At 72.4% G+C, this 25,434-nt stretch carries 17 protein-coding genes, 1 other RNA gene and 1 pseudogene; 11 read left to right on the top strand and 8 right to left on the bottom strand.

What is annotated here, in order from left to right; genetic code table 11:
• Positions 1-111 precede the first annotated feature (111 nt).
• The 6 genes from ACIDOF_RS02735 to ACIDOF_RS02710 all read right to left on the bottom strand — a co-directional run bounded on the left by ACIDOF_RS02735 (position 112) and on the right by ACIDOF_RS02710 (position 11,071).
• Positions 112-966, bottom strand: coding sequence for a class I SAM-dependent methyltransferase (locus ACIDOF_RS02735; RefSeq protein WP_409003958.1), 855 nt, complete (start codon positions 964-966; stop codon positions 112-114).
• 144 nt (positions 967-1,110) lie between these two features.
• Positions 1,111-3,342: a CDP-glycerol glycerophosphotransferase family protein gene (locus ACIDOF_RS02730; protein ID WP_409003957.1), complete on the bottom strand. Its 2,232-nt coding sequence runs from the start codon at positions 3,340-3,342 to the stop codon at positions 1,111-1,113.
• 215 nt (positions 3,343-3,557) lie between these two features.
• On the bottom strand, positions 3,558-4,460 hold the full coding sequence (locus ACIDOF_RS02725; RefSeq protein WP_409003956.1) for a carbohydrate ABC transporter permease: 903 nt from the start codon (positions 4,458-4,460) through the stop codon (positions 3,558-3,560).
• A complete protein-coding gene (locus ACIDOF_RS02720) occupies positions 4,457-5,740 on the bottom strand; it encodes a carbohydrate ABC transporter permease (protein WP_409004034.1) in 1,284 nt (427 codons plus the stop codon). Before ACIDOF_RS02720 ends, ACIDOF_RS02725 begins: the two co-directional genes overlap by 4 nt.
• Before the next feature lie 61 nt (positions 5,741-5,801).
• Positions 5,802-7,175 carry an ABC transporter substrate-binding protein gene (locus ACIDOF_RS02715; RefSeq protein ID WP_409003955.1) on the bottom strand — a complete coding sequence of 458 codons (1,374 nt, stop codon included), beginning with the start codon at positions 7,173-7,175 and terminating at the stop codon, positions 5,802-5,804.
• A gap of 470 nt (positions 7,176-7,645) precedes the next feature.
• On the bottom strand, positions 7,646-11,071 hold the full coding sequence (locus ACIDOF_RS02710) for an FHA domain-containing protein (protein ID WP_409003954.1): 3,426 nt from the start codon (positions 11,069-11,071) through the stop codon (positions 7,646-7,648).
• Between the two features lie 471 nt (positions 11,072-11,542).
• Between ACIDOF_RS02710 and ACIDOF_RS02705 the strand changes: the two genes are divergently transcribed.
• The 4 genes from ACIDOF_RS02705 to ACIDOF_RS02690 all read left to right on the top strand — a co-directional run bounded on the left by ACIDOF_RS02705 (position 11,543) and on the right by ACIDOF_RS02690 (position 16,913).
• Positions 11,543-13,180: a serine/threonine-protein kinase gene (locus ACIDOF_RS02705; protein ID WP_409003953.1), complete on the top strand. Its 1,638-nt coding sequence runs from the start codon at positions 11,543-11,545 to the stop codon at positions 13,178-13,180.
• Between the two features lie 254 nt (positions 13,181-13,434).
• Positions 13,435-14,685 (top strand): serine/threonine-protein kinase, encoded by a 1,251-nt coding sequence (locus ACIDOF_RS02700; RefSeq protein ID WP_409003952.1) that lies wholly within the window; start codon positions 13,435-13,437, stop codon positions 14,683-14,685.
• A gap of 154 nt (positions 14,686-14,839) precedes the next feature.
• Positions 14,840-15,946: a peptide chain release factor 2 gene (prfB, locus tag ACIDOF_RS02695; protein WP_409003951.1), complete on the top strand. Its 1,107-nt coding sequence runs from the start codon at positions 14,840-14,842 to the stop codon at positions 15,944-15,946.
• Between the two features lie 304 nt (positions 15,947-16,250).
• On the top strand, positions 16,251-16,913 hold the full coding sequence (locus tag ACIDOF_RS02690) for an LPXTG cell wall anchor domain-containing protein (RefSeq protein WP_409003950.1): 663 nt from the start codon (positions 16,251-16,253) through the stop codon (positions 16,911-16,913).
• A 140-nt stretch (positions 16,914-17,053) separates the two neighbouring features.
• Here ACIDOF_RS02690 and ACIDOF_RS02685 read toward each other — a convergent pair whose 3' ends face one another.
• The gene (locus tag ACIDOF_RS02685; protein ID WP_409003949.1) at positions 17,054-17,242 is read right to left on the bottom strand and encodes a hypothetical protein; all 189 of its coding nucleotides are present in this window, start codon (positions 17,240-17,242) and stop codon (positions 17,054-17,056) included.
• Between the two features lie 242 nt (positions 17,243-17,484).
• Here ACIDOF_RS02685 and ftsE point away from each other — a divergent pair, with 242 nt between their 5' ends.
• The 7 genes and pseudogenes from ftsE to dacB form a co-directional block, all read left to right on the top strand.
• Positions 17,485-18,174 (top strand): cell division ATP-binding protein FtsE, encoded by a 690-nt coding sequence (gene ftsE / locus ACIDOF_RS02680; RefSeq protein ID WP_409003948.1) that lies wholly within the window; start codon positions 17,485-17,487, stop codon positions 18,172-18,174.
• Between the two features lie 48 nt (positions 18,175-18,222).
• Positions 18,223-19,140: a permease-like cell division protein FtsX gene (ftsX, locus tag ACIDOF_RS02675; RefSeq protein WP_409003947.1), complete on the top strand. Its 918-nt coding sequence runs from the start codon at positions 18,223-18,225 to the stop codon at positions 19,138-19,140.
• 68 nt (positions 19,141-19,208) lie between these two features.
• Complete coding sequence (locus tag ACIDOF_RS02670) at positions 19,209-20,384, top strand: S41 family peptidase (RefSeq protein ID WP_409003946.1); 1,176 nt, start codon at positions 19,209-19,211, stop codon at positions 20,382-20,384.
• Between the two features lie 18 nt (positions 20,385-20,402).
• Entirely contained in the window at positions 20,403-20,906 is a 504-nt protein-coding gene (smpB, locus tag ACIDOF_RS02665; protein WP_409003945.1) for an SsrA-binding protein SmpB, read from the top strand.
• Positions 20,907-21,036: 130 nt separating this feature from the next.
• Positions 21,037-21,407, top strand: a transfer-messenger RNA (tmRNA) gene (ssrA, locus tag ACIDOF_RS02660).
• A gap of 137 nt (positions 21,408-21,544) precedes the next feature.
• Entirely contained in the window at positions 21,545-22,600 is a 1,056-nt protein-coding gene (locus ACIDOF_RS02655) for an alpha/beta hydrolase family esterase (protein WP_409003944.1), read from the top strand.
• Positions 22,597-24,030, top strand: a pseudogene (dacB, locus tag ACIDOF_RS02650) (D-alanyl-D-alanine carboxypeptidase/D-alanyl-D-alanine-endopeptidase); the annotation flags it as partial. The gene ACIDOF_RS02655 and the pseudogene dacB, both read left to right, overlap by 4 nt.
• Here the strand turns inward: dacB and ACIDOF_RS02645 are convergent.
• Entirely contained in the window at positions 24,026-25,366 is a 1,341-nt protein-coding gene (locus ACIDOF_RS02645) for an MFS transporter (RefSeq protein ID WP_409003943.1), read from the bottom strand. The pseudogene dacB and the gene ACIDOF_RS02645 overlap by 5 nt on opposite strands.
• Positions 25,367-25,434 lie beyond the last annotated feature (68 nt).

Here is a 25,434-nt window from a genome sequence, read left to right as displayed (position 1 = left end):
CCCGCGCCCCCCAGGGGCACGGGGAACTGCCCCACCGCGGCGGGAGAGCCGAAGTGGAAGGGAGCCCCTCCGGCGATTGAGGAGCGGGGTCTGGGGCGGAGCCCCAGGTCGTCAGCGGCGGCCCTTGAGCGTGCGGGTCAGTCGGGAGAAGCCGCCCGTGCGGGTCGTCGGTTCGGTGGGGGGTGCGGCGGGGGCTTCGCCCTCGTACCGGGACCGCGGCTGGGCCGGGGCCTTGGCCTTCTTGCCGTCGATGCGGATCATCGGGTACCCGGCGACCCCCTCCGCCCCGTGCCACAGATCCTTGCGGGTGCGGAGCATGTCGAGCAGCTCCCCGTGCACCTCGTCGTACGCCCCCCACGTCCCGTAGAACTTCGTGGCCGTGATGCACAGCGGCTTCAGGCCGGTCGTGGCGACCGCGCCCCACGTGGCGGCGGCGACGCCGGGGCAGTGCTCGGCGCGGAAGTCGTCCAGGACCACGATCCCGTCGGGGCCGAGGAGTTCGCGTACGGCGAGGATGTCGCCGTGGACGTGCTCGTACAGGTGCGAGGCGTCGATGTGGGCGAAGCGGCAGCTGTCCGCCTCGACCTCGTCGGCGACGACGGAGGACGGCGCCTGGATGATCGTGGGCAGCTCGTCGTGGAACGAGCGGTAGTTGGCCTCGAAGGCGCGGCGGGTCAGCGTCGAGTAGGAGCGGTTCATCTCCTTGGAGTTGGGGTCGTCGGGCGCGGGGGAGTCGAAGAGGTCGCAGACCGTGAAGGTCTCGTCGTCCCGCAGATAGGAGCCCATGAAGATGGCGCTCTTGCCGAGATACGCGCCGAGTTCGAGAAGGTCGCCGCGCTGTTCGCGGTCGCGCTGCCGGCCGAGGAACCAGTCGAAGAGCAGCTGGTCGGCGGGGAAGAACCAGCCCTTCACATCGGAGAGCCGCGTGGGGCGGGGCAGTGCCTCGGTGGCGGACGTGGTGCTCATGGGTGCTCCTGTTGTCAGGTGCGTGCGATGGGCAGTCGTGGTGCGTGTGGGGGGTGACGGTCCGGTGGCCCGGTCGTGACCTGTGTGGTCCCGGGCCTCGCTGTCGTGAGCGTTCTCTTCAGTTGTGTTCAGTTGTGGTTGTGCTCAGCTGTGTTCAGTTGTGGGCGGGGGCAACAGGCCGCTGGATGCGGCCGGTTGGGGGTGCTGCTCCTCCGCCGGGCGGGGGCCCGGCATGCCCGCGTACTGGCCCAGGAACACATGGCGGACCACGCGCTCCGCGGCCCGACCGTCGTCCAGGGCGCAGAACCGGGTACGGAACGCGGCCCGCAGCTGCGCCGAGCGGGAGCCGCGCCAGTGGCCGGTGGAGAAGATGTCGATCAGCTCGTCCTCGTCCCGCGCCACCGCGCCCGGCGGGCAGGACCGCAGGTCGAAGTAGGTGCCGCGGGTCGCCTCGTAGACCTCCTGGTCGTCGGTGTACAGGACGATCGGGCGGTCCAGGTGGGCGTAGTCGAACATCAGCGACGAGTAGTCCGTGAGCAGCGCGTCGCTCGCCAGGCACAGCGACTCGACGCTTCTGTGGCCGGACACGTCCACGAGCCGCGCGTGCTCCCCGCCGCCGAGCGGTTCGCCGTACGAGGGGTGGGCGCGGGCCAGGACGGTGAAGCGGGGGCCGAGTGCGCGCAGCACCCGGTCGAGGTCGAGGGGCCGGTGCTGGCTGCGCCGGTGGTCCCGGAAGGTGGGGGCGTACAGGACGGCGACGGTGCCGTGCGGGATGCCCAGCTGCTCCCGTACGGCGGCGACGTCCTCCGAACTCGCCTGCAGGAGGCGGTCGTTGGCGGGCCGCCCGTACTCCAGGGTGGTGTACGAGCCGGGCAGGACGCGCTCCCAGACCAGCGTCGAGTGGCGGTTGGCGGACAGGACGTAGTCCCAGGTGTCGACGTCGTCGAGCAGGGCCGCGAAGTCCGTGCCGCGGGCGGCGGCCGGGCGGTCCTGCAGGTCGAGGCCCATCCGCTTGAGCGGGGTGCCGGGCATGGGCTGCACGCGGACCTGGGCGCGGCGCTTGACGACCGGGTGGCCCGGTTCGCCGCCGAGCACCAGGTACTTGGCGCGGGCCAGGGCCGTCCAGTACGCGGCGGTGCCGGGGGTGATCCTCCTCGTGGCCGTCGGGACGGTGTGGTGGTGGGCGGGGCCGGTCAGCCACGCGGTGCGCAGGTGCGGGGCGAGATCGCGGACCTTCTCCTCGATCGCCCCCGCGTCCCCGCCGTGCCCGGTCATCCGGGCGCCGGTGAACACCGCGAGGTCGTCCCAGACCGGCAGGCGCAGCTGCACCCGGTAGTGCAGCCGCATCAGGGACGCCCGCAGGCCTCCCCGCACGGCCGTCCAGGCCCGGCCGAACCGGAGCTTCGCGGCCTTGGCGAGGCGCAGCGCGCGGTACGTGCGGTGCGCGGCGAAGCGGACCAGGCCGTGCCGCAGCCGGGTGCGCGGATCGAGCCGGAGCCCGGGGACGTGATGGCGGCGGTACTGCTCGCGGGCCCTGCGCAGGAACTCGGGGCGGCTGCCGCGGGGCAGCCGGTCGGGCCTGGCGAAGACCGTCGCGTAGTGGTCGACCATGCGCCGGAACAGCACGGGTCGCCACTCGGCGAACTCCGGCCGGGCGTCGAGCTGTGCGAACACCCGGTCGTACTGGTCGAAGATGTCGAAGTGCTTCCGGCTGGTCGTACCGAGGATGTTGCCCTGGCGGCGCTGCCGGTAGTGCACACACACCCGGTCCAGGGTGGCGATCGTTTCCGCTGCCATCAGGACTGGATAGGTCCAGGGAGTGTCCTCGTAGTAACCGGGAGGGAACCGGAAGCCCTCCCGCGCGATGAACTCCCGGCTGTAGGCCTTGTTCCACACCACCATCAGCAGGTTGAGAAGCCCCGGCCGCTCGGCGAGCCGGAAGGGCGCCGGGCCGTCCTCGGTGACCTGCCTGGCCTGCATGTTCCGCACTTCGCGGCCGGTCCAGTAGGTGCGCGCGTAGTCGTAGACGAGGACGTCCGGGGAGCCGGTCTCCTTGAGGCGGTCGGCGGTGGCCGCGAGGGCGCCGGGGGTGAGGGTGTCGTCGCCGTCGAGGAAGACCAGGTAGTCGCCGGTGGCGTGCTCCATGCCGGCGTTGCGGGCCCGCCCCAGGCCCACGTTCTCCGTCAGGTGCACGGGCCTGACCCTCGGGTCGGCCGCCGCCAGCTCGTCGATGATCTCGCCCGAGCCGTCCGGTGAGCAGTCGTCGACCGCGATCAGCTCCAGATCCGTGAAGGACTGTCTCAGGACGGAGTGGAGCGCCTCGTGCAGATAGGCCTGCACGTTGTATGCGGGGACGATGACACTGAACCGGGGCAAGGCACATCCATGGGTCGGCGCGGGCATCTGCACGCCAACCCCCGAATGGCGGCTCCGGTTACGCCGAATGTGCCAAAGGGGTGAGTACGGCCTGCGGATACTTGCCGCAGACCGCACTCGTGGGGTACGGGATCAACTCACGTACGAATCCGGGTAGTTGACCCGAAAGGTGTGCGGTGCGTGAGCGTCCGGTTGACGGTGACCCGGGGCGGCGGTCACTTGACGGCGCCCGCCATCACCCCGGAGACGAACTGCCGCTGGAAGGCGAAGAACACCGCGAGCGGGATCACCATCGACAGGAAGGCGCCGGGCGCGAGGATCGACACGTTGTCGCCGAAGTGCCGTACCTGCTGCTGGAGCGCGACCGTGATCGGCGGGTTCTTCGAGTCGGCGAAGATCAGCGCGACCAGCATGTCGTTCCACACCCACAGGAACTGGAAGATGCCGAGCGAGGCGATCGCGGGACCGCCGAGCGGCATCACCACCCGGAAGAACAGCCGGAGTTCACCCGCCCCGTCGAGCCGGGCCGCCTCCAGGAGCTCCCTCGGGATCTCCGCGAAGAAGTTCCGCAGCAGGAAGATCGCGAACGGCAGGCCGAACGCCACATGGAAGAGGATCACGCCGAGCGTCGTCTCGAAGATGCCGATCGTGCCGAACAGCTGGGACACCGGCAGCAGCGCCACCTGCACCGGCACGACGAGCAGCCCCACGACCCCGAGGAACCACCAGTCGCGCCCCGGGAAGTCCATCCACGCGAACGCGTACCCGGCGAGCGAGCCGATCACCACGACGAGCAGCGTCGACGGGACGGTGATCGCCACCGTCGAGAGCAGCGAGTTGGTGATCGTCTCGTCCTGCAGCAGGTGGGAGTAGTTCTCGAACGTGATCTGCGCGGGGACCGAGAACACCTCCCACCAGCCGCCCGCACTGATGTCGGCCGGCGCGCGCAGCGAGGACAGCGCGAGCCCGATCGTCGGCACCAGCCACAACAGGCCCACGACCAGCAGGAACACCCGCATCAGCCCGCCGCTGACCGCCCCGGCGACCCGGGACGCGGCGGACCGCTCGGCCTTGCCGGCCGCCGTCGCTTCAGCGGCCACCGCTCCGTCGGCGCTCATCGCCGCACCTCCCTGCGCAGTCGCCGTACGTTGAACGCCATCACCGGGACGACGAGCAGGAACAGCAGCACCGCGATGGCGCTGGCGACCCCGGAGTCGCGGTCCACGAACGAGTTGTAGAGCTGCAGGGCGAGCACGTTCGCGTCGTCCCGCACGTCGCCCGGCGCGATGATGAAGACCAGGTCGAAGATCTTCAGGACGTTGATCATCAGCGTCACCAGGACGACCGCGAGGACCGGAGCGAGCAGCGGCACCGTGACGCGCCGGAACACCTGCCACTCGTTCGCCCCGTCGACACGGGCCGCTTCGAGCAGCTCCCGCGGAATGCCCGCGAGCCCGGCCGCGATCAGCACCATCGCGAAGCCCGCCCACATCCACACGTACGCGAGGATCACCGACAGCGTCACGAAGTTGACCCCGACGAACGGCAGCACCTTGTCCGGGCCGAGCCAGTCCACCCCGTTGTACGGCTCCCTGAAGTTGCTTGCCGGAAGCCGGAGTTGGGCGCCGTCGGCCGCCTCGGGGAGGGTGAACGTGCCGTCGGCCGCGGCCTTCGCCGACGCGACGACCTCGCCGCCCTTCACGGCCTGCACGGTCATGCCCGGGTAGCCGGACTCCGAGGCGTCCGGGGCGTTGCGCTCGCCCACGCCCTTGCCGAGCGTGAAGTCCTGCCAGACCGTGCCGGTGACCTTGCCGGGCTCCGCCGCCGCGGCCTTCGCGGGCGCCGCCTCGTCCGGCATCTGCTCCTTCGCCACGCCGAGCAGCGGCAACGCCACGGGCACGCCCGCCTCGACGGTCGTACGCGTCACGAAGCTGCCGCCGCCGCCCGGCTTCAGCGGCGACTTCTGGCCCGGATGCGCCTTCGGGAACGCCGACGACTCCGCGAACGTGTCGTGCACGCCCACCCACACGGCGTTCAACGCGCCCCGGTCCGGGTCCTGTTCGTACACGAGCCGGAAGATGATGCCCGCGGCCAGCATCGAGATCGCCATCGGCATGAACACAAGGAGCTTGAACGCCGTTCCCCAGCGCACCCGTTCCGTCAGGACCGCGAAGATCAGGCCGAGCGCGGTGGCGATGGTCGGCGCGAGCACCACCCAGATCGCGTTGTTGCGGATCGCGGTCAGGATGGTGTCGTCGGTGAACAGCGTGACGTAGTTGCCGAAGCCGGTGAAGTCGCCGGACTTGTCGAAGAAGCTGCGCTGCACCGAGTACCCGATCGGGTACACGACGAGCGCCCCGAGCAGCACCAGCGCCGGCAGCAGGAAGGCGGCCGCCATGCGCTTGCGGGTGCGGATCGTCCGTGCCGGTGCTTCGGTCCGTGCCCCCGAGGTCACCGCGTCAGTCCTTGTACGCCTTGGCCGCGGCGTCCTCCAGGGCCTTCTGCGTGCCCGCGACGTCCTTCGGGTTCTTCAGGAAGTCCTGCAGCGCCTTCCACTCGCCCTTGCCGGGCGTGCCGCCGAAGGCCTGCGGGGCCTGGTCCGACATGTCGAAGCGGATGTCGTCGCCGGCCGCGATGAGCGCCTTCGCGATGTCCCGCTGCACGTCGTTCGGGTACGTCGCGAAGTCCAGGTTCTTGTTCGGCGAGACGAAGCCGCCCGCCTTCGCCCAGATCGCGGCGGCGTCCGGCGAGGCCAGGTAGGTGAGGAGGGCCTGCGCGCCCTTGCTGTCCTTCAGCGCGACCGCCGCGTCACCGCCGACCACCGCCGGGGACTCGCCGCCGACCGCCGGGAACGGGAAGACCTTGGCGTCCGTGCCGACCTTCGCGTCCGTCTCCGCGATGGCGAGCGAGACCATGTCGCCCTCGAAGACCATGCCCGCCTTCGGCTGGTCCCCGCCGACGAAGGTCTGCTTCACGGACTCGGGGAACTCCGTGCCGAGCGCGCCCTGCGGCCCGCCCGCGATGAGGTCCTTCTCGCCGAACAGCTCGCCGAGCGTGGTGAGCGCCTTCTTCACGGACGGGTCGGTCCACTTGATCTCGTGCTTCGCGAGCTGGTCGTACTTCTCCGGGCCCGCCTGGGAGAGGTAGACGTTCTCGAACCAGTCGGTGAGGGTCCAGGCCTCGGCGCCGCCGACGGACACGGGCGCGATCCCCGAGTCGTAGATCATCCGCGCGGTCTCCAGGAACTCGTCCCAGGTCTTCGGCTCCTGCCCGCCGGCGTTCTTCATGACCGCGGTGTTGTACCAGACCAGGGACTTGTTGGCGGCCTTGAAGTACACCCCGTACTGCTCGCCGTCGACGGCCCCCAGCTCCCGCCACCCGTCGCTGTAGTTCTTCTCCAGCTGCTTCCGCGCCTCGGGCCCGACCGGCTTGGCCCACTTGTTGGCCACGGCCTGCTCGATCGCCCCGACCTGCGGCAGCATCGCCACGTCCGGCGGCTCACCGCCCGCGACCTTCGACTCCAGGAACCCGATGATCGGGTCCTGCGCCGGTACGAACGACACCTCGGCGCCGGTGCGCTTCTCGAACTCGTCGAGCACCTGCAGGAAGACCTTGCGCTCGGCCCCGCCCCACACGGCGGCGACGGACACCTTCTGCCCGTCCAGCTTCGGCAGGTCGACGGTCTGCTCGGGGGCGCCCCTGCCCTTGCCCTCCGCGCCCTTCCCCTCCTCCGGGGAACCACACCCGGCGAGCACCAGCGCGCCGACGGCCACCACCGCCGCGACGGCTCTCCCGCCCCCAACAGCCTTGCGTGTACGCAGAGTTGTACGCATCACTGCCCCGTCCCGTCCGGCGACGTCCCGTGCGGACAGGTGTACGCCCGGGGGTTGAGGAGAGGCAAGAGCGCGGAGGGCGACGACGAGTGGATCGTGATCCCCTCGTGACCCCTGTGGCCCGGCTTTCCGGCTCCGGCCCACGCCCTTCTTCGCCCTGCGGGCTCGCGTCCTCGATCGCCGGACGGGCTCCATCGCGGTCGTCCGTCGTCTGGCGGCGCGGCGGTGGCGGCTCGCGCAGTTCCCCGCGCCCCTGACGGGGCGCACCTTGCTGTGGGCAGGGGTTCCGCAGGGCGGTGGGGGGAGCCGAAGGCGGGGCGAGGGGCGTAGCCCCTGGCAAGGGGCGCGGGGAACTGCGCGACCAGCCACGACGGCGGGCAAGCCGAAAGACGACCCGGATGGAGCCCCTCCGGCGTTTGAGGAGCGGGGGGGTCGGGGGCGGAGCCCCCTGAGGGTGCGGGCGTCGGGGCTCAGCTCGCCCCGACCGACGCCGCCCGCTCCAACGCACTCGCCAACAGCGCCAGATCCGTAGGCCCGTTCCCCAACTCCCGTACGGGCCGCCGCTCCGGAGGATCCCCCATCCGGTGCCACTCCAGCGGCACGGCCGTGGGCCTGAGCGTCGACGTACGCGGAATGCGCCCCGTCACCCGCCCCGCCTGGAACGGCGTCTCCGCCCCGTCGGCGGTGTGCAGCCACCCCCGCCCGGGCGCCGGGTCCTCCGGCGCGGCCGACGGCGCGTCGAGCACGATCCGCAGGGTCGCCCGGCGCGCCAGCTCCGTCTCGGCCGTGCGCTCGGGTCGCCCCGTGGCCGCCACCAGGTGCACGCCGAGCCGCCCGCCCTCCCGCGCGACGGCCTCGAGGGCACGCACCACCGAACCCGCCGACGGCCTCCCGGGCGCGCCGAGCGCGGGCGCGACCAGCGCGTCCAGGTCGTCCACGACCACCACGAGCCGCGGCAGCGGCGCATCCGGCTGCGGCTCGGCGACGGCCGCGGGCCTCCCGGCGCCGTCCGCCCCGCGAGCCCCGGCGCCGCCCGAACGGCCTTGCGGCGGCCGCAACTTGACCGTCGTACTGGGTGGGCTGTCCAGATCTCCGGCCCCGCCCCCGGCGAGGTCCGCGCCGCCCGGCGCGGGCCGGCCGGCCGCCGCGCCCGAGCGGCTGCGCTGTGCGACGAGCCGCTGCGCGACCAGCTGCTGGGAGTGCCACTCTGTGAAGTCGATCCGCCCGAGCAGCTCCGCCCGCCGCTTCAGCTCCGCCGTCAGGGCCTGCGCGAACTCCCGCATCCGCACCGGGTCGTTGGCGGCCAGATGCGCCGTCACATGCGGCAGGTCCGTGCACACCCGCAGCCCGTCCCCGCGTTCCGTGCCCGCCCCGTCGACCAGGACCAGGCGCAGCCGCTCCGGCCGTTCCGCGGAGGCGAGCGCGGCGGCCACGGAACGCAGCAGTTCCGTACGCCCGCTGCCTGCCGGGCCCTCCGCCAGGAGGTGCGGCCCGGCCGCAGCGAGGTCGGCGCAGAGCGGGCCGCGCGGGCCCGCGCCGAGCACGGCCTGGGCGCGGCCGCCGAGCGCGTCCGGGTCGTCCGCTGCCGCCGCCCACCGTGCCATCAGGGACGCCGGGGTGGCGCGGGCGAGGCCCAACTCGTCGAGCAGGCGGGCCGCTTGGGGGAGCGGTGCCGACACGCGCGCGTGCCGCTCGCCGCCCGCGTCGGCCGGACGCAGCGGCGCGAGGGCACGCGCGAAGCGCTCGGCCCAGGCCGCGGACACGGCGTCCACCGAGGCGACGGTGCCGTGGCCGACCGGCTGCCCCTGCGACGTACGCAGCAGCCGCAGCGCCGTGGCCACGTCCCCGCTCAGCAGTGCCACAGCGCCGCACGCGCGGAAGGCGGGCGAAGCCGCACAGGCCGCTTCGTACGTCGCCGTCACGGGTGACGCGGGCGACGCGGCGGGCGTCTCCGCCAGGCACAGCACATGGATCCCGGCCGCGGAGCCCTCCGCGGTCAGCCGCACCGTCGCCTCCCGCAGCCCTGCCGAACCGGGGTCCCCGTCGACGACCAGCACGGTCAGCGGCCCGCTGAACTCGCCGCCCCGGGCGCCTACTTGGGCCCCTTGGGCGACGGGCGGAACGCCTTGCGCGGCCCTCACCTCCGCCGCGCCGCCCACCGGGACAGTCGAGCCCGCGGTGACTCCGGCCGGGCCTGCTGTGGCTCCGGCCGGACCGGCCGTGGCTCCGGCCGCGGCTATGGACTCCGCCGCCCGCACGTCCGCCGCGGCGCCCACCGCCGCAGGGCCCGCCGCGCGCCCCTCCTCCTGGAGGTGCTCGTCGAGCCGCCGCAGCAGCTCACCGGTCCGTGCGGCCGCCTGCTCACGGTCGTACGCGAGCAGAAGCCGGCAGTCCTGGCCGTGGGCGGGGCGCAGATGCGGGAGCCAGCCGAGCCAGGACCACTGCGCGGTGCGCTCCTCGACGCTGCGCGCGCGGTCCGTGCTGACGAGCACGATCTCCAGGTCGGCGGGGGAGTGCAGCGCCGCCAGCTGGGCGAGCACCGCGCGTGCGAGCCCCGCGAGCCGTGGCCGGGGCCCCGCGAGCCCGAGCGCGCCCGCCTCCCGCAGGCCGACGGTCACCGGCACCGCGGGCAGCAGCCCGCCGTCCGGCGCCGTACGGTCCGCCGTGCCGAGCCGCACCGCCAGCGCCTCCGGGTGCGTCAGGTCCCGCTCCCACAGCCGTGGCCCGGGGCCGAGCGCCGTCAGGAGCAGCGCCGACGGGTCGGGCCACGCCTCCGGGACGGCCGGCTCCACGGGCGCGAGCGCCGCCGGCGCCTGATCCGGCGCCTCCCGCTCGGTCCGCGCGCCGGTGAACCGCCGCGCCCACGCGCCGATCCCGCCCCGCCTGCGCACCTGCCGCGGCACCGTCGTGCCCCGCGCGGGCGTCCCGGTCCGATTCCGCTCGTACGCCTCGTCGTCCTCGCCCAGGGGGCCGCCGGGCGCCGCGCCGTACGCGTCCTGCGCCTCCCGCGCGTCCCCCGCAGCGGCCGAACTCCCGCTCCCCGCCGAGGTGTCGAGTCCCACGGCCTCGGCGTCCAGCCCCGCGCCGTCCGCCGAGAAGCCGCGCGCGTACGTCGCCTCGTCCTCGTACGCCCCCTCGCCGGGGCCGCCGCCGGAGAGGGGCCCCGAAGCCCCGTACCCCCGGGCCGTCGGGCCGATCGGCGGCCGGGCGCCTGCGTCGGCACGCGCGGTGGGCGGTTCCGGCTCCGGGCCTACCCGCAGCTGGCCCTCGCCGTCCGCGAGGGCGGAGAGCGGCGGCTCGTCCCGCGCGGTGCCGATCCGGAGCGTGGACTCGCCGATCCGCAGCAGCGCGCCCGGCGAGAGCCGCACCGGGCGGTCGCCGACCGGGCGGCCGTCGACCGACGTGCCGTTCGTGGAGTTCAGGTCGGTCACCGAGACGCGGCCGTCCTCGCCGACCGTGACCGCGCAGTGCAGCCGGGAGACGTCCGGGTCGTCCAGCGGGACGTCCGCGTCGGCGGAGCGGCCGATGCTGATCCGGCCGCCGTGCAGCAGATGCACACCGCCCGCGTCCGGCCCCGCGACGACATGCAGCCGGGCGGCGGCGCCCGCCGTGGTCGGCTCCGGCTCGGCCGGGCCCTGCAGGGACAGCACGGCGCCGTCGATCAGCGGGGGCTCGCCGAGGGTGGCCGTGGCGGCGTCCAGGCGGTCCGAGCCCGCGTACACCACCGTCGGGCCGTCCGGGGCTCCGGCGGCGGCCGCCAGGCCCGAGGCCACGGCGGCGAGCGCGGTCCCGGCGGGCGCGGTGACGAGCACGTCACAGGCACGCGGCGGCGCGCCCTGACCGGGCTCCTTGGCCCGGCCGCTGGGCGGCCCGAGGACGGTCAGCCGGATCTGCATCGCCGTCAGCGGTCCCTTCTGCGCGGGTGCCCGGCAGGAGGTCGGCCCATGTGACTCCCCCCACCGAACACGGCATGGCTCCGTGCTGCTGTGCATCCTCGCACCTGGCACCGACAACACGCCCGCCGCCCACCATCAAGTGATCTTGATTGGCTGGGTCTGCTCGCAAAAGTGCCTGCACAGGCCGGATGAGATCGTTGCGACCGACCCGTCCCCTGCCTGTGGAAAACCTCTCCCCGCCCGAGCGGCCGACCCGCCCCCGCGCAACCATCGGCCCCGGCCGCACGTCTTCCCCTCCAGCCGCCCGGCCGCCCCGTTCATGCGATTCACAGAGAGGTGTACGAGGGTGGCACCTGGGCAGACAACGCCGGAACGGTGCCCGCCGGTGCCGCACTACAGTGGATCGGAACACCTACGGGGACACCGACATCCAGACCATCAGCAGGACCAGATCGACAGGGAGCGCATGACGTGCGGCCGGTAGGCAGCAAGTACCTGCTCGAGGAGCCGCTCGGACGCGGCGCCACGGGCACCGTCTGGCGAGCCCGCCAGCGCGAGACCGCGGGCGCCGAGGCCGCGGTGGCCGGACAGCCCGGCGAGACCGTCGCGATCAAGGTCCTCAAGGAGGAGCTGGCGAACGACGCGGACGTCGTGATGCGCTTCCTGCGCGAGCGCTCCGTGCTGCTCCGCCTGACGCACGAGAACATCGTCCGCACCCGCGACCTCGTGGTCGAGGGCGATCTGCTCGCCCTGGTCATGGACCTCGTCGACGGCCCCGACCTGCACCGGTACATCCGGGAGAACGGCCCGATGACCCCGGTCGCCGCATCCCTGCTCACCGCGCAGATCGCCGACGCCCTCGCCGCGAGCCACGCCGACGGCGTCGTGCACCGCGACCTCAAGCCCGCGAACGTCCTGCTCCAGGAGGACGCCGACGGCGCCATGCGCCCGATGCTGACCGACTTCGGCATCGCCCGCCTGGCCGACTCCCCGGGCCTGACCCGCACCCACGAATTCGTCGGCACGCCCGCGTACGTGGCGCCCGAGTCCGCCGAGGGCCGCCCGCAGACCTCCGCCGTGGACATCTACGGCGCGGGCATCCTGCTCTACGAACTGGTCACCGGACGCCCGCCGTTCGCCGGCGGCACCTCCCTCGAAGTGCTGCACCGGCACCTCAGCGAGGAGCCCCGCCGCCCCAGCACCATCCCCGAGCCGCTGTGGACGGTCATCGAGCGCTGCCTGCGCAAGAACCCCGACGAGCGGCCCAGCGCCGAGAACCTCGCGCGCGGACTGCGCACCGTCTCCGAGGGCATCGGCGTGCACGCGAACTCCGCGCAGATCGCCGCCGCCGAGGGCGTGGGCGCCCTGCTCGCCCCCGACCCGGCGCCCGCCCCGGTCCCGGACACCCCCGGCGCCGCCGACCCGACGCAGGTCCTGCCGAGCAACGCGGGCTCGTACGGCGAGGCCGACCCGAACGCGGCGACCAGCGTCATGCAGCAGACCGGCCCCTCGGGCCCCGGCGACGCCGACCCGACCTCCGTCATGCCGCCCGTGCCGCCCCGCCCGGACGGCCCGCCGGAGCCGGAGGGCCCGCACCCGTGGGAGAACCAGCTCCGCGCGGCGCGCGACCGCAACGAGCAGACGCAGGTCCAGCAGTACCTCGACCCGAGCCAGGACCCGCTGCGCAGGCGCCGCCCGCAGCGCCAGGTCCAGCCCCCGCCGCAGCAGGCCCCGGCCGGCTACGGACAGCAGCACCAGCCGCAGCGGTACGCCCCGGCGCCGCAGCCCCAGCAGCCGCCGCAGCGGTACGCGCCGCCGCAGCAGCCGCCGCCCCAGCAGCCCCGGCCGCCGCGCGAGCCGCGCAGGCGCAGCGCCAACCCGATGCGCATCCCGGGCCTGGGCTGCCTCAAGGGCTGCCTGTTCACGCTGGTCATCCTGTTCGTGGCGGGCTGGCTGATCTGGGAGCTGAGCCCGCTCCAGGAGTGGATCGGCACCGGCAAGAACTACTGGGAGCAGCTCTCCGACTGGTTCACCTCGGTGACCGGCTGGATCGGCGACCTCGGCGGCGACACCGGCAGCACAGGCGGTACGACGGGCGGCACGCAGTAGAGAGCGAAGCACCGGGAAACGGCCACCACGCACGCGTGGTGGCCGTTTTCGTACCCCGGCCCTCTCCCGTACGGCTACCCCGGCCCTCTCTCGTACGGCTACCCCGACTCTCTCCCGTACGGTCGCCGACCCCCCCAACTCGTGCGCTGGCCTGGAGATTTGTCGACATCCAGAGGGTGATTTCCGCCGGGGACGTGAAGGTTGGCGACCCGGCCGCGTAGCTTTGTTGCCAACAGAAGCCCGTAGGAGCAGTTTTGGCACGGAAAATCGGCAGCCGGTACACCGCGAACCAGATCCTGGGACGCGGCTCCGCCGGCACGGTGTGGCTCGGCGAGGGACCCGAGGGGCCCGTCGCCATCAAGCTGCTGCGCGAGGACCTCGCGTCCGACCAGGAGCTGGTGGGGCGCTTCGTGCAGGAGCGCACGGCGCTGCTCAGCCTCTCGGACCCGCACGTCGTCGGCGTGCGCGACCTCGTCGTCGACGGCAACGACCTCGCCCTGGTCATGGACCTCGTGCGCGGCACCGACCTGCGTACGCGCCTGGACCGGGAGCGCAGGCTCGCCCCCGAGGCGGCCGTGGCGATCGCGGCGGACGTGGCCGACGCCCTGGCCGCCGCGCACGCCGCCGGGATCGTGCACCGCGACGTCAAGCCGGAGAACGTCCTCCTGGACATGGAGGGCCCGCTCGGCCCGGGCGGCTCGCACCCCGCGCTCCTGACCGACTTCGGCGTGGCCAAGCTGGTCGACTCGCCCCGCCGGACGCGCGCGACGAAGGTGATCGGCACCCCCGACTACCTCGCCCCCGAGATCATCGAAGGCCTGCCACCGCGCGCCGCGGTGGACATCTACGCGCTGGCGACGGTCCTCTACGAACTCCTCGCCGGATTCACCCCGTTCGGCGGCGGCCACCCCGGAGCCGTACTGCGCAGGCACGTCACGGAGACCGTGGTTCCGCTCCCCGGCATCCCCGAGGAGCTGTGGCAGCTGATCGTGCAGTGCCTGGCCAAGGCGCCCGCCTCCCGGCTGCGCGCCTCCGAGCTCGCCGCGCGCCTGCGCGAGCAGCTGCCGCTGCTCGCCGGCATGGGCCCGCTCGACGTGGACGAGCCGGACGCGGAGCCGCAGGAGGAGGCGGCGCCGTACGCCGAGACCGAGTCGCAGGCCGCCGAGCCGCGGGCGCCGCGGCGCGGGGCCGTGCCGCTGGTGCCGGGCACCAAGACGGACTCCAACCGCGACACCCACACGTCGATGCGGGTGCCGGGCCCGGACGAGCTCGCGGGCGGCGCCCGGGGCACGGCCCGCGCCCCGCGCGCGGCCGGCGCCCCGCGCCCCGGCTCGGCCCGCCACCGCATGGAGGCCAGACGCCGCCGCCTCGCCCTGACCGCGGCGGCGGTCGGCGTGGCAGCGGCCGTCGGCGTGGGCGGCTGGCTCGCGGCGGGCGGGGACGACGCGGACGCGGTCCCGCAGGACAACAAGGGAGCCAGCCCCACCGCGCCCCTCGCCCCCTGAGGGCGCCCCCCCGAATCCGTTCCGTTCTGATCCGCTCCGTTCCGTCCCGCCCGCACCTCCCCGCGGAGCGGCCCCGTACCCCCGGTGTCCCGGGCCCGGGGCCGGTTGTCCACGGGGGGACGGGCCGGGTTCCCCGAGCCGTTAGGCTGGTGTCGTGGCAGTCGTCGATGTTTCCGAAGAGCTGAAGTCCCTCGCCTCCACCATGGCGTCCATCGAGGCCGTCCTGGACCTGGACAGGATGAGGGCCGATATCGCCGTGCTCGAGGAGCAGGCCGCGGCACCGTCCCTGTGGGACGACCCGGAGGCGGCGCAGAAGATCACCAGCCGCCTGTCGCACCTCCAGGCCGAGGTCCGCAAGACGGAGGCCCTGCGCGGCCGGCTCGACGACCTGGGCGTGCTCTTCGAGATGGCCGAGGAGGAGGACGACCCGGACACCCGTGCCGAGGCCGAGGCCGAGCTGGCCGAGGTCCGGAAGGCGCTGGACGAGATGGAGGTCCGCACCCTCCTCTCCGGGGAGTACGACGAGCGCGAGGCCCTCGTCAACATCCGCGCGGAAGCCGGCGGCGTGGACGCGGCCGACTTCGCCGAGCAGCTCCAGCGCATGTACCTCCGCTGGGCCGAGCGCCACGGCTACAGCACGGAGATCTACGAGACGTCGTACGCGGAAGAGGCCGGCATCAAGTCGACCACCTTCGTCGTCAAGGCCCCGTACGCCTACGGCACCCTCTCCGTCGAGCAGGGCACGCACCGCCTGGTGCGCATCTCGCCGTTCGACAACCAGGGCCGCCGCCAGACCTCGTTCGCGGGCGTCGAGATCCTCCCGGTCGTCGAGCAGTCCGACCACGTGGACATCGAGGAGTCCGACCTCCGCGTGGACGTGTACCGCGCGTCGGGCCCCGGCGGCCAGGGCGTCAACACCACGGACTCCGCGGTCCGCATCACGCACGTCCCCACCGGCATCGTGGTCTCCTGCCAGAACGAGCGCTCCCAGATCCAGAACAAGGCGAGCGCCATGAACGTCCTCCAGGCCAAGCTCCTGGAGCGTCAGCGCCAGGAGGAGCGCGCCAAGATGGACGCCCTCAAGGGCGACGGCGGCAGCTCCTGGGGCAACCAGATGCGTTCGTACGTCCTGCACCCCTACCAGATGGTGAAGGACCTGCGGACCGAGTTCGAGGTGGGCAACCCGCAGTCCGTGCTCGACGGCGAGATCGACGGCTTCCTCGAGGCCGGCATCCGCTGGCGCAAGCAGCAGGAGAAGTAACGGCGAGCGGCGCGAACTCCGCCGCTTTGTCGACAAGGTAACTGCCGTTCAAGAGCCTTCTCTTGAGCGGCAGTTGCCATTTCCGTCACAGTCAGATCTCCGTACGACGGTCAACTGCCGCGATAGCGGACATACGGAACTCAACGCCCTTGACGCGGCCTTTAATTGTGGGAAGGGTTGCGCGCGGCATGCGTATTACTGGGGCATGCATGGCGGGGGGACGAATGACCATTCTCGGTCTCCCAACGGACTTTTGCCCCGGGCGCTGCTCCACAAACGAAACAGCTACTGGGGGTAGCAGCAGATGACGAAGAAGACGCGGATCCGCGTTGCGCGGATAGCGGCCGGTGCGGTGATCGCCGCCGGTGCTTCGCTGGCCGCGGCCGGCGCCGCTTCCGCTGTGGGCATCGGTGTCGACCTGGGCGGCGTGGGCGCCGACGTCGGCGTCGACGAGAACGGCCTGGAGGTCGGCGTCGACCTCCCGGGTGGTGGTGACGACGACGAGCCCACCGACCCGCCGACCGACATCCCCACGGACCCGCCGACCGACGTTCCCACGGACCCGACGGACCCGACGGACGAGCCGACGGACCCGACCGACCCGACGGACCCCACGGACCCGACGGACGAGCCGACCGACCCGAGCGAGCCGACCGATGAGCCCTCCGAGCCGGGCAACGGAAACGGCGGCGGCAACGGCAACGGCGGCGGCAACGGCGGCGGCAACGACAACACCGACCCCGACGGCGGCAACGAGCCCGTCGAGCAGGGTCAGGGCAAGGAAGGCCTGACGGACACCGCTCCGCAGGTCCCCGCCGAGGACCAGGGCAAGGACAAGGGCGAGCTCGCCGAGACGGGCGCCGCCGAGACCACGTTCCTGCTCATCGGTGCCGCCACGATGATCGCGGGCGGTGTGGGCTTCCGTATGCTGCCCCGCCTCGTCGCCGGTCGCGGCGCCGCTGCCTGATCACCGGCGGTAGCCGAGCGACAGCAGTAGCCGAAAGGGCCCGGAGCATCCAGCTCCGGGCCCTTTCGACGTCCTCGCACGGGACATGCCGTACGTGATCTCCGTACGGGAAAGTGTTCTCGCGTGGTCGGGGCGGCGGCTCAGGCCTGGTGCGCCAGGAGCGCCAGGGCGCCGATCAGGACGAGCAGCAGCGCGACCAGCGTCACCGGGTTCAGCCCGGCCAGCGGGCCCTCCTGCTGCATCCGCTGGCGGTTCGCCCTGCATACGGGGCAGCGCCCTTCGCTCACCGGCGCCGCGCAATTCGCGCAGACCAACCTGTCAAAGGTCATGCCGCCTCCTCTCTGCCTCCGCACAACGCTCGGGGGAACGCGACCGTTCCCCCTACCACTGTGCCAGCTTCCCCGGCTTTCGGCGCGCCCCGCCGGAACTCATCTGGTTCAGCCCGAAGTGTTCCGGGCCGCACGCCGGTCAGATCCGTGATAAAACGCGCAACCCAGGACGCCGACTGCGCTGCGCGCACGCCTTCGCGTATGGTCACGCTCACCTACCCCCGGCGACCCGTGGTGCATCCGTGATCCGATTCGACAACGTGTCCAAGACCTACCCGAAGCAGACGCGTCCTGCTCTGCGGGACGTCTCTCTCGAGATCGAGAGGGGCGAGTTCGTCTTCCTCGTGGGATCCTCCGGCTCCGGAAAGTCCACCTTCCTGCGGCTGCTGCTGCGCGAGGAGCGCGCCAGCCACGGCCAGGTGCACGTCCTCGGCAAGGACCTCGCGCGCCTGTCCAACTGGAAGGTGCCGCACATGCGGCGTCAGCTCGGCACCGTGTTCCAGGACTTCCGCCTGCTTCCCAACAAGACCGTCGGCGAGAACGTGGCGTTCGCGCTCGAGGTCATCGGCAAGCCGCGCGGCACCATCCGCAAGACCGTCCCCGAAGTGCTCGACCTGGTCGGGCTCGGCGGCAAGGAGGACCGGATGCCCGGCGAGCTCTCGGGCGGTGAGCAGCAGCGCGTGGCCATCGCCCGCGCCTTCGTGAACCGCCCGATGCTGCTGATCGCCGACGAGCCCACCGGCAACCTGGACCCGCAGACGTCCGTCGGCATCATGAAGCTGCTCGACCGCATCAACCGGACCGGCACCACCGTCGTGATGGCCACCCACGACCAGCAGATCGTGGACCAGATGCGCAAGCGCGTCATCGAGCTGGAGAAGGGCCGCCTCGTCCGCGACCAGTCGCGCGGCGTCTACGGCTACCAGCACTGACCCGAGCCCCCGCAGTACCGGGCAGCTAACGAGCACTGAAAGGACGCCATGCGCGCCCAATTCGTCCTGTCGGAGATCGGCGTCGGTCTCCGCCGCAATCTCACGATGACCTTCGCGGTCATCGTCTCCGTCGCCCTCTCCCTGGCGCTCTTCGGCGGCTCGCTGCTCATGCGCGACCAGGTCACCACGATGAAGGGCTACTGGTACGACAAGGTCAACGTCGCGATCTTCTTCTGCAACAAGGGAGACGCGGAGACCGACCCCAAGTGCACCAAGGGCGCGGTCACTTCGGACCAGAAGGCCGCCATCAAGGCCGACCTGGACAAGATGCCGTCCGTCGATACGGTCATCCACGAGTCCAGCGACGAGGCGTACAAGCACTACAAGGAGCAGTTCGGCGACTCCCCGCTGGTCAACTCCCTTACGCCGGACCAGATGCAGGAATCGTTCCGGATCAAGCTCAAGGACCCGGAGAAGTACCAGCTGATCAAGTCGGCCTTCGACGGCCGTGACGGCGTCCAGGCGGTCGAGGACCAGCGCAAGACCGTCGACAACCTCTTCGAGCTGCTCAACGGCATGAACTACGCGGCGCTCGCGGTGATGGCGCTGATGCTGATCGTCGCGATGATGCTGATCGTCAACACCGTGCGCGTATCGGCGTTCAGCCGCAGACGTGAGACGGGGATCATGCGGCTCGTCGGCGCGTCCAGCTTCTACATCCAGATGCCGTTCATCATGGAGGCCGCGTTCGCCGGGCTTCTCGGCGCCGGCGTCGCCTGCGTGATGCTGGTCGTCGGCCGCTACTTCCTCATCGACCACGGCCTCGCGCTCGCGGACAAGCTGCAGTTGATCCAGTTCGTCGGCTGGGACCAGCTGCTCGCCAAGCTGCCGCTGGTCCTCGCGATCGGCCTGCTGATGCCCGCACTTGCCGCATTCTTCGCCCTGCGCAAGTACCTGAAGGTGTGACGCAGCTACCAGAGCGCCGTACGGACAACCGACCGTACGGCGCTCTGCGTTGTCCTAGACTCACCGACATGTCGGGTCTCGATCGGTGTCCCAGGCCCCGCAGCGTCCGCCGCGGGGCAGCCCTGACATTGGTCTTCGCCGGTCTCCTCGCCACGGGCGTCGCGACCGGTTCCTTCGGCGGCGATCCTTCCGGCCGTGATCACAACGACCGGGATCTGTCGGCCCGTTCGGCCGCCCCCGCCTCCAGCAGCGAACGCGTCGCGGACGCCGCCGCCGAGGCCATGGCCGACGGCAAGTCGCCCGCCGCGGCCGCCGAGGAAGAGGTCAGCCGCAGCGGCGACCGTTGGGGCGCGGTGTACGACCCGGCCGAGTACCGCGCGTTCGCCGAGGAGTTGGACGGCGCGTACATCGGCGTGGGCCTGTGGACCCGCAGCGGCGACGACGGCCGGATCGAGGTCGACCGGGTGCAGCGCGGGGGCCCCGCCGAGCGCGCCGGTATCCGCACCGGCGACCGGCTCCGCTCCATCGACGGCCGCCCGATCGCGGGCAAGCCGGTCCGCGAGGTCGCCGAACTGCTGCGCGGCACCGGCTCCGGCGAGGGCACACGGGTCGAGCTCGGCCTGCAGCGCGGCTCGCGCACCTGGACGGAGAGCCTGCGCCGGGCCCGCCTGGAGCGGCCGACGGTCACCGTCGAGCAGCGGGCCGACGGCACGTTGTGGATAAAGGTCTCCGCGTTCACCAAGGGCACCGGCGAACGCGTCCGCGAAGCGGTCCGCACCGCCCCGCAGGGCGGCGGCGTCGTCCTCGACCTGCGCGGCAACTCCGGCGGTCTGGTCGCCGAGTCCGTGACCGCCGCGTCCGCGTTCCTCGACGGCGGCCTCGTCGCGACGTACGACGTACGGGGCGAGCAGCGGGCGCTGCACGCACGCGGCGGCGGGGACACCGACCGGCCCCTGGTGGCGCTGGTCGACGGCGGCACGATGAGCGCGGCCGAGCTCCTCGCCGGCGCCCTCCAGGACCGTGGCCGGGCGGTGGTCCTGGGCTCGCGGACCTTCGGCAAGGGCTCGGTGCAGATGCCGAGCCGGCTGCCGGACGGCTCGGTCGCCGAGCTCACTGTCGGTCACTACCGCACTCCGTCGGGTCGCGGCGTCGACGGCCGCGGCATCACGCCGGACGTGGACGTGGACGAGGGCGCGGAGGCCCGGGCCCGCACAGTATTGAGTGGCCTCGGCACCCCCTCGTAGTGCGAAAATGACCGCACTATGGCTGCGAAGAAAAAGAAGGACAAGGACACGGGTGACGGGCGGAAGATCATCGCCCAGCACAAGAAGGCCCGGCACGACTACCTCATCATCGACACCTACGAGTGCGGCGTCGTCCTGACCGGCACCGAGGTGAAGTCGCTGCGCCAGGGCCGGGCCTCCCTGGTGGACGGCTTCGTGCAGATCGACGGCCACGAGGCGTGGCTGCACAACGTGCACATCCCGGAGTACGCGCAGGGCACCTGGACCAACCACGCCGCCCGCCGCAAGCGCAAGCTGCTGCTGCACCGCGTGGAGATCGACAAGCTGGAGTCCAAGTCGCAGGAGACCGGCCACACGATCGTGCCGCTCGCCCTGTACTTCAAGGGCGGCCGCGCCAAGGTCGAGATCGCGCTCGCCAAGGGCAAGAAGGAGTACGACAAGCGGCAGACGCTGCGCGAGAAGCAGGACCGCCGAGAGGCGGAGCGGGCGATGTCCGCGGTCCGGCGGCGCCAGCGGGCGTAGCCGCCCGTGCCGGGTGCCGGGCCCCCGGAAATAAGCTGGCACCGTCGCGCGTTGTTCACGTACGATGGAGCACGCTCCGCAGGTGACGGAGCTGCCGGTTCCCTCGGGGACCACTTTGAAAAATCAACATGGGGATGATCGGTTTCGACAGCGGATGTCGAAGCAGGGGAAGCGTGTCGAGGAAGCGGCAATGATCTCGTTAACCATATGTCGCAACCAATAATCGCCAACACCAAGCGCGATTCCTTCGCCCTCGCTGCCTAAGTAGCGACCTGCGAAGTGTCAGCCCGGGGATGATCCCGACCCGGATCCTGGCATCAGCTAGGGGTCTCATCCACTAAGCCCGGTCACGGGGAGTAGTGGAGACATCAAACAGTGACTGAGCCCGTCGGAGACTTGTTCGCGTGATCTCCGGGGCCGAGAAAATCGCAGCGAACTGCACACGGAGAAGCCCTGATTCCGCACCGTTGGACGCGGGTTCGATTCCCGCCATCTCCACAATTCCCATGTGAGGAAAGAGCCCCGGCCGTTTCGACGGTCGGGGCTCTTTTCATGTGCGCCGGGCCCATGGAAAAGGGCGGTCCTTGTGGTTCCCCAGCCCATGTCCGCCGGTGACTCCCGCTCCTACCTTCCCTCGCATGACATCGACCAGAGCCGCACTTCTCGCCGCCCTGACCGCGGTGGCCGCCCTCTGCTCCCTGCTGCTCCACGTGCCGCGCGCCCAGGCCGCGGCGGGCCTGGAGGAGGTCACCGGCTTCGGGTCCAACCCCGGGGCCCTGAAGATGTACCGGTACGTGCCGGACGGGCTGCCCGCCGGGCGTCCCGTCGTCGTCGTGCTGCACGGCTGTACGCAGAACGCCGCCGGGTACGGGCCCGGCAGCGGCTGGACCGAGCTGGCCGAACGGTGGGGGTTCTCCGTCGTCGTGCCCGAGCAGCAGGCCGCCAACAACCTGAACAAGTGCTTCAACTGGTTCCAGACCGGCGACAGTTCACGCGGGCAGGGCGAGGCCGCGTCCATCGCGCAGATGGTGGACCGGCAGCTCGCCGACGTCTCCGGCGACCCGGCCCGCGTGCAGGTCACCGGGCTGTCCGCGGGCGGCGCGATGACGTCCGTGATGATGGCCGCGTACCCGGAGAAGTTCCGTGCCGGCGGAGTCGTCGCCGGGCTGCCGTACGGCTGCGCGCAGGCCGCCGGGTCGCCGTACGTGTGCATGTACGTCGGGGCGACGCAGACGCCGCGGCAGTGGGGCGACCGGGTGCGGGCCGCGCGGCCCGGGTACGCGGGGCCGTGGCCGCGGCTGACCGTGCTGCACGGCAGCGCCGACACCACCGTGAAGCCGGTGAACATGGGCGACCTCGTCGAGCAGTGGACCGATGTGCACGGCGCCGACCAGGCCGCCGACGTCAGCGACACCGTGGGCGGCCACCCGCACCAGGAGTTCCACGGGCCGGACGGCACGGCGGTCGTCGAGACGTACAGCATCACGGGCATGGGCCACGGGCAGCCCGTCGACCCCGGCAGCGCGGACACCCAGTGCGGGACGGCCGGGCCGTACCTGCTGGACGTGGACTTGTGCGCCGCGTACCGGATGGGGAAGGCGTGGGGGCTCGGCCAGGGACCGGGCGTACGGGGGACCTGTGCTGCGGGGCGTCTGTCGCTGTGCGGAGGATTGCGGGATCCTGCCGTGGCATGAGCCTCAGCAGACCTGGGAGCACCAACTTCCTTGCGCGCGCCGCCGTTTGGCCCGCGCTCGTCGGCCTCGCGGCCACCTTGACCTGGAGCGCACCGGCCGGGGCGGATGTCTCGGCGGTGCGCGCCGGGCTTCCGGAGGCGATCGACACGATCCTCGGCGACCCGCGGCTGCAGGGCGGCGCGGCCAGTGTCGTGATCGCGGACGCCGAGACCGGCGAGACCGTGTACCGGCACCAGCCGACCGGCCGTCTCATGCCCGCCTCCAACACCAAACTCCCCACCTCCGCCGCCGCCACAGCACTGCTCGGCCCCGACCACCGCTTCCGCACCGACGCCCTCGCGCACGGCGACCGCAGCGGCCCGACGCTCGACGGCGACCTGTATCTGCGCGGCGGCGGCGACCCCACCACGCTCGCCGAGGACTACGACGAACTCGCCGCAGGCGTCGCGAAGTCCGGCATCCGCCGGGTGACCGGGCGGCTCGTCGCCGACGACACCCGCTTCGACGCGGAACGGCTCGGCCGCTCCTGGGCCGCCGACGACGAGTCCGCGTACTACTCGGCGCAGATCTCCGCGCTGACCGTCGCCCCGGACACCGACTACGACTCCGGGACCGTGGTCGTCGAGGTCGCCCCGGGCGCGGAGGCGGGGCAGCGGCCGCAGGTCGGGCTCACGCCGCGCACCGGGTACGTGCGGATCGAGAACCGGGCCCGCACCGTCGCCGCCGGGGAGCCGGACACCCTGTCCGTGCAGCGGGAGCACGGCGGCAACACCGTGGTCGTCAGCGGAAATCTGCCCGTCGGCGCCGCCCCGGCCAAGGAGTGGGTGGCGGTCTGGGAGCCCACCGGGTACGCGGCGGCCGTCTTCCGGGACGCGCTGGCCCGGCACGGCGTGCGGGTCGAGGGCGGGACGCGGCTCGGCCGGGGCACCCCGGAGGGGGCGCGGCCGGTCGCCGAGCACCGGTCGATGCCCCTGAAGGACCTCCTCGTACCGTTCATGAAGCTCTCGAACAACATGCACGCCGAGGCGCTCGTCAAGGAGATGGGGTACGTCAAGTCCGGGCGAGGGACGTGGAGTTCGGGGCTCGACGCGGTGAAGGGGTACCTGGAGAAGGCAGGCGTGGACACCGGGAAGCTGCGGCAGGTCGACGGCTCGGGGCTCTCGCGGATGAACAACTACCCCGCCGACCAGCTGGTGCGGCTGCTGCTCGCGGTGCGGGACGCGCCCTGGTACGCGGACTGGCTGGACTCGCTGCCGGTGGCCTGCGACCGGGACCGGTTCGTGGGCGGGACGCTGCGGTCGCGGATGTGCGGCACCCCGGCCGCGCTCAACGCCCGTGCGAAGACCGGGTCGTTGACGGGCGCGTCGGCGCTCTCCGGGTACGTGGAGGACGCCGACGGGCGGGAGCTGGTGTTCGCGGTCGTGCTCAACAACTACCTCGCGTCGTCCGTGAAGAGCATCGAGGACGCGATCGTGGTGACCCTCGCGAAATCCACCGCTGAGGAGACGGTTCTCGTACGGCCCGAGTCGGCCGCGCAGCGGTCGGCGGCTCCTGGCGGGACCGACGTCGAGTGCTCCTGGCGCAAACCGTCACCGTGCTGAACAACGCGAGGGCGACCGCGGCCGCGGTGACCGGCACGACGTAGCCGGCCCGCGCACCCACGTGCTCGACGGCCTGGCCGCCGAGCGCGCTGCCGCAGGCGATGCCCCCGAGCAGGCCGGTCACGGCGAGGGTCATGCCCTCGTTGAGCCGGCCCTCGGGGGTCCTGGACTGCACCAGGCCCATGCCCGTGACCATGGTCGGCGCCGTCGCCATGCCCGCCACGAGCAGCGCCCCGGCGAGCAGCAGCAGCGAACCGGTGCCCGCGGCGAGCAGTGGCAGCGTCATCAGGGCCGCCATCCCCAACAGGCAGAACAGGAACCGCCGTTGCGCGGATCCACCCGGCGCGCGGGTGCCGTAAAGCAACCCCGCCACGCACGAACCGGCCGCCTGCAGGGCGAGAACCGGGCCCGCCGCGGACGCCTGCCCCTGCCCGTCGGCGTACGCGACCGTGATGACCTCCATGGAGCCGAAAACCGCACCTGTGGCGACGAAAACCGTCACCAGAGGGAGCATCCCGGGGGCGCGCAGAGGGGAGGCGGTTTTCGTCGTTTCCCTTTGGGGTGGCGGTTCTGTGGAGCGCTGTGCGGTGAAGAGCACGATTCCGCCGAGCAGGAGCAGCGCGCCGGTGAGGGTGCCCGCCTCCGGGAACAGCGCGGTGCACAGGAACGCGGCGACGACCGGCCCGAGCATGAAGCACAGCTCGTCCGCGGCCTGTTCGAAGGAGTTGGCGGTGTGCAGCCGCGCCGCGTCGCCCCGGTACAGGTGCTGCCAGCGGGCGCGGGACATGCCGCCGGTGTTGGGCGTGGTGGCGGTCAGCGCGTACGCGGCGAACAGCGTCCAGGCGGGCGCCCGCAGGTGCACGCACAGCGCGAGCAGCAGCGAGCCGAGCACCGCGAGGGCCGTGGCGGGCAGGGCGATCCGCGCCTGGCCGTGCCGGTCGACGAGCCGCGCGGTGTACGGGGCGACCACGGCGGTCGCGGCGAGTCCGGTCGCGGTGACGGCGCCGGCGAGGGCGTACGAGCCGTACCGTTCGGCGATCATGACGATGGCGCTGACGCCGAACATGCCCATGGGGAGGCGGGCGACGAGGTTGCCGAGGGTGAAGGCGCGGGTGCCGGGGAACTCGAAGAGCCGGAGGTACGCGTGGACGGAGGCTGAGGCCATGCGGCAAGGCTCGCGGCGGCCGGTGTCCGGCGTCCAACACCTTCTGGCCCCCGATTCACGCACCGCGG

The sequence above is a fragment of the Streptomyces sp. Da 82-17 genome (assembly GCF_046098215.1).
In the GTDB taxonomy this organism is placed as follows: Bacteria; Actinomycetota; Actinomycetes; order Streptomycetales; family Streptomycetaceae; genus Streptomyces.
This window is presented reverse-complemented; position numbering and strand designations above follow the sequence as displayed.

Coding starts and splice junctions, on each gene's coding strand:
- ACIDOF_RS02735 (WP_409003958.1), bottom strand. CDS start 966: ATGAGCACCACGTCCGCCACCGAGGCACTGCCCCGCCCCACGCGGCTC.
- ACIDOF_RS02725 (WP_409003956.1), bottom strand. CDS start 4,460: ATGAGCGCCGACGGAGCGGTGGCCGCTGAAGCGACGGCGGCCGGCAAG.
- ACIDOF_RS02720 (WP_409004034.1), bottom strand. CDS start 5,740: ATGGCGGCCGCCTTCCTGCTGCCGGCGCTGGTGCTGCTCGGGGCGCTC.
- ACIDOF_RS02715 (WP_409003955.1), bottom strand. CDS start 7,175: ATGCGTACAACTCTGCGTACACGCAAGGCTGTTGGGGGCGGGAGAGCC.
- ACIDOF_RS02710 (WP_409003954.1), bottom strand. CDS start 11,071: ATGCAGATCCGGCTGACCGTCCTCGGGCCGCCCAGCGGCCGGGCCAAG.
- ACIDOF_RS02690 (WP_409003950.1), top strand. CDS start 16,251: ATGACGAAGAAGACGCGGATCCGCGTTGCGCGGATAGCGGCCGGTGCG.
- ACIDOF_RS02685 (WP_409003949.1), bottom strand. CDS start 17,242: ATGACCTTTGACAGGTTGGTCTGCGCGAATTGCGCGGCGCCGGTGAGC.
- ftsX (WP_409003947.1), top strand. CDS start 18,223: ATGCGCGCCCAATTCGTCCTGTCGGAGATCGGCGTCGGTCTCCGCCGC.
- ACIDOF_RS02670 (WP_409003946.1), top strand. CDS start 19,209: ATGTCGGGTCTCGATCGGTGTCCCAGGCCCCGCAGCGTCCGCCGCGGG.
- smpB (WP_409003945.1), top strand. CDS start 20,403: ATGGCTGCGAAGAAAAAGAAGGACAAGGACACGGGTGACGGGCGGAAG.
- ACIDOF_RS02655 (WP_409003944.1), top strand. CDS start 21,545: ATGACATCGACCAGAGCCGCACTTCTCGCCGCCCTGACCGCGGTGGCC.
- ACIDOF_RS02645 (WP_409003943.1), bottom strand. CDS start 25,366: ATGGCCTCAGCCTCCGTCCACGCGTACCTCCGGCTCTTCGAGTTCCCC.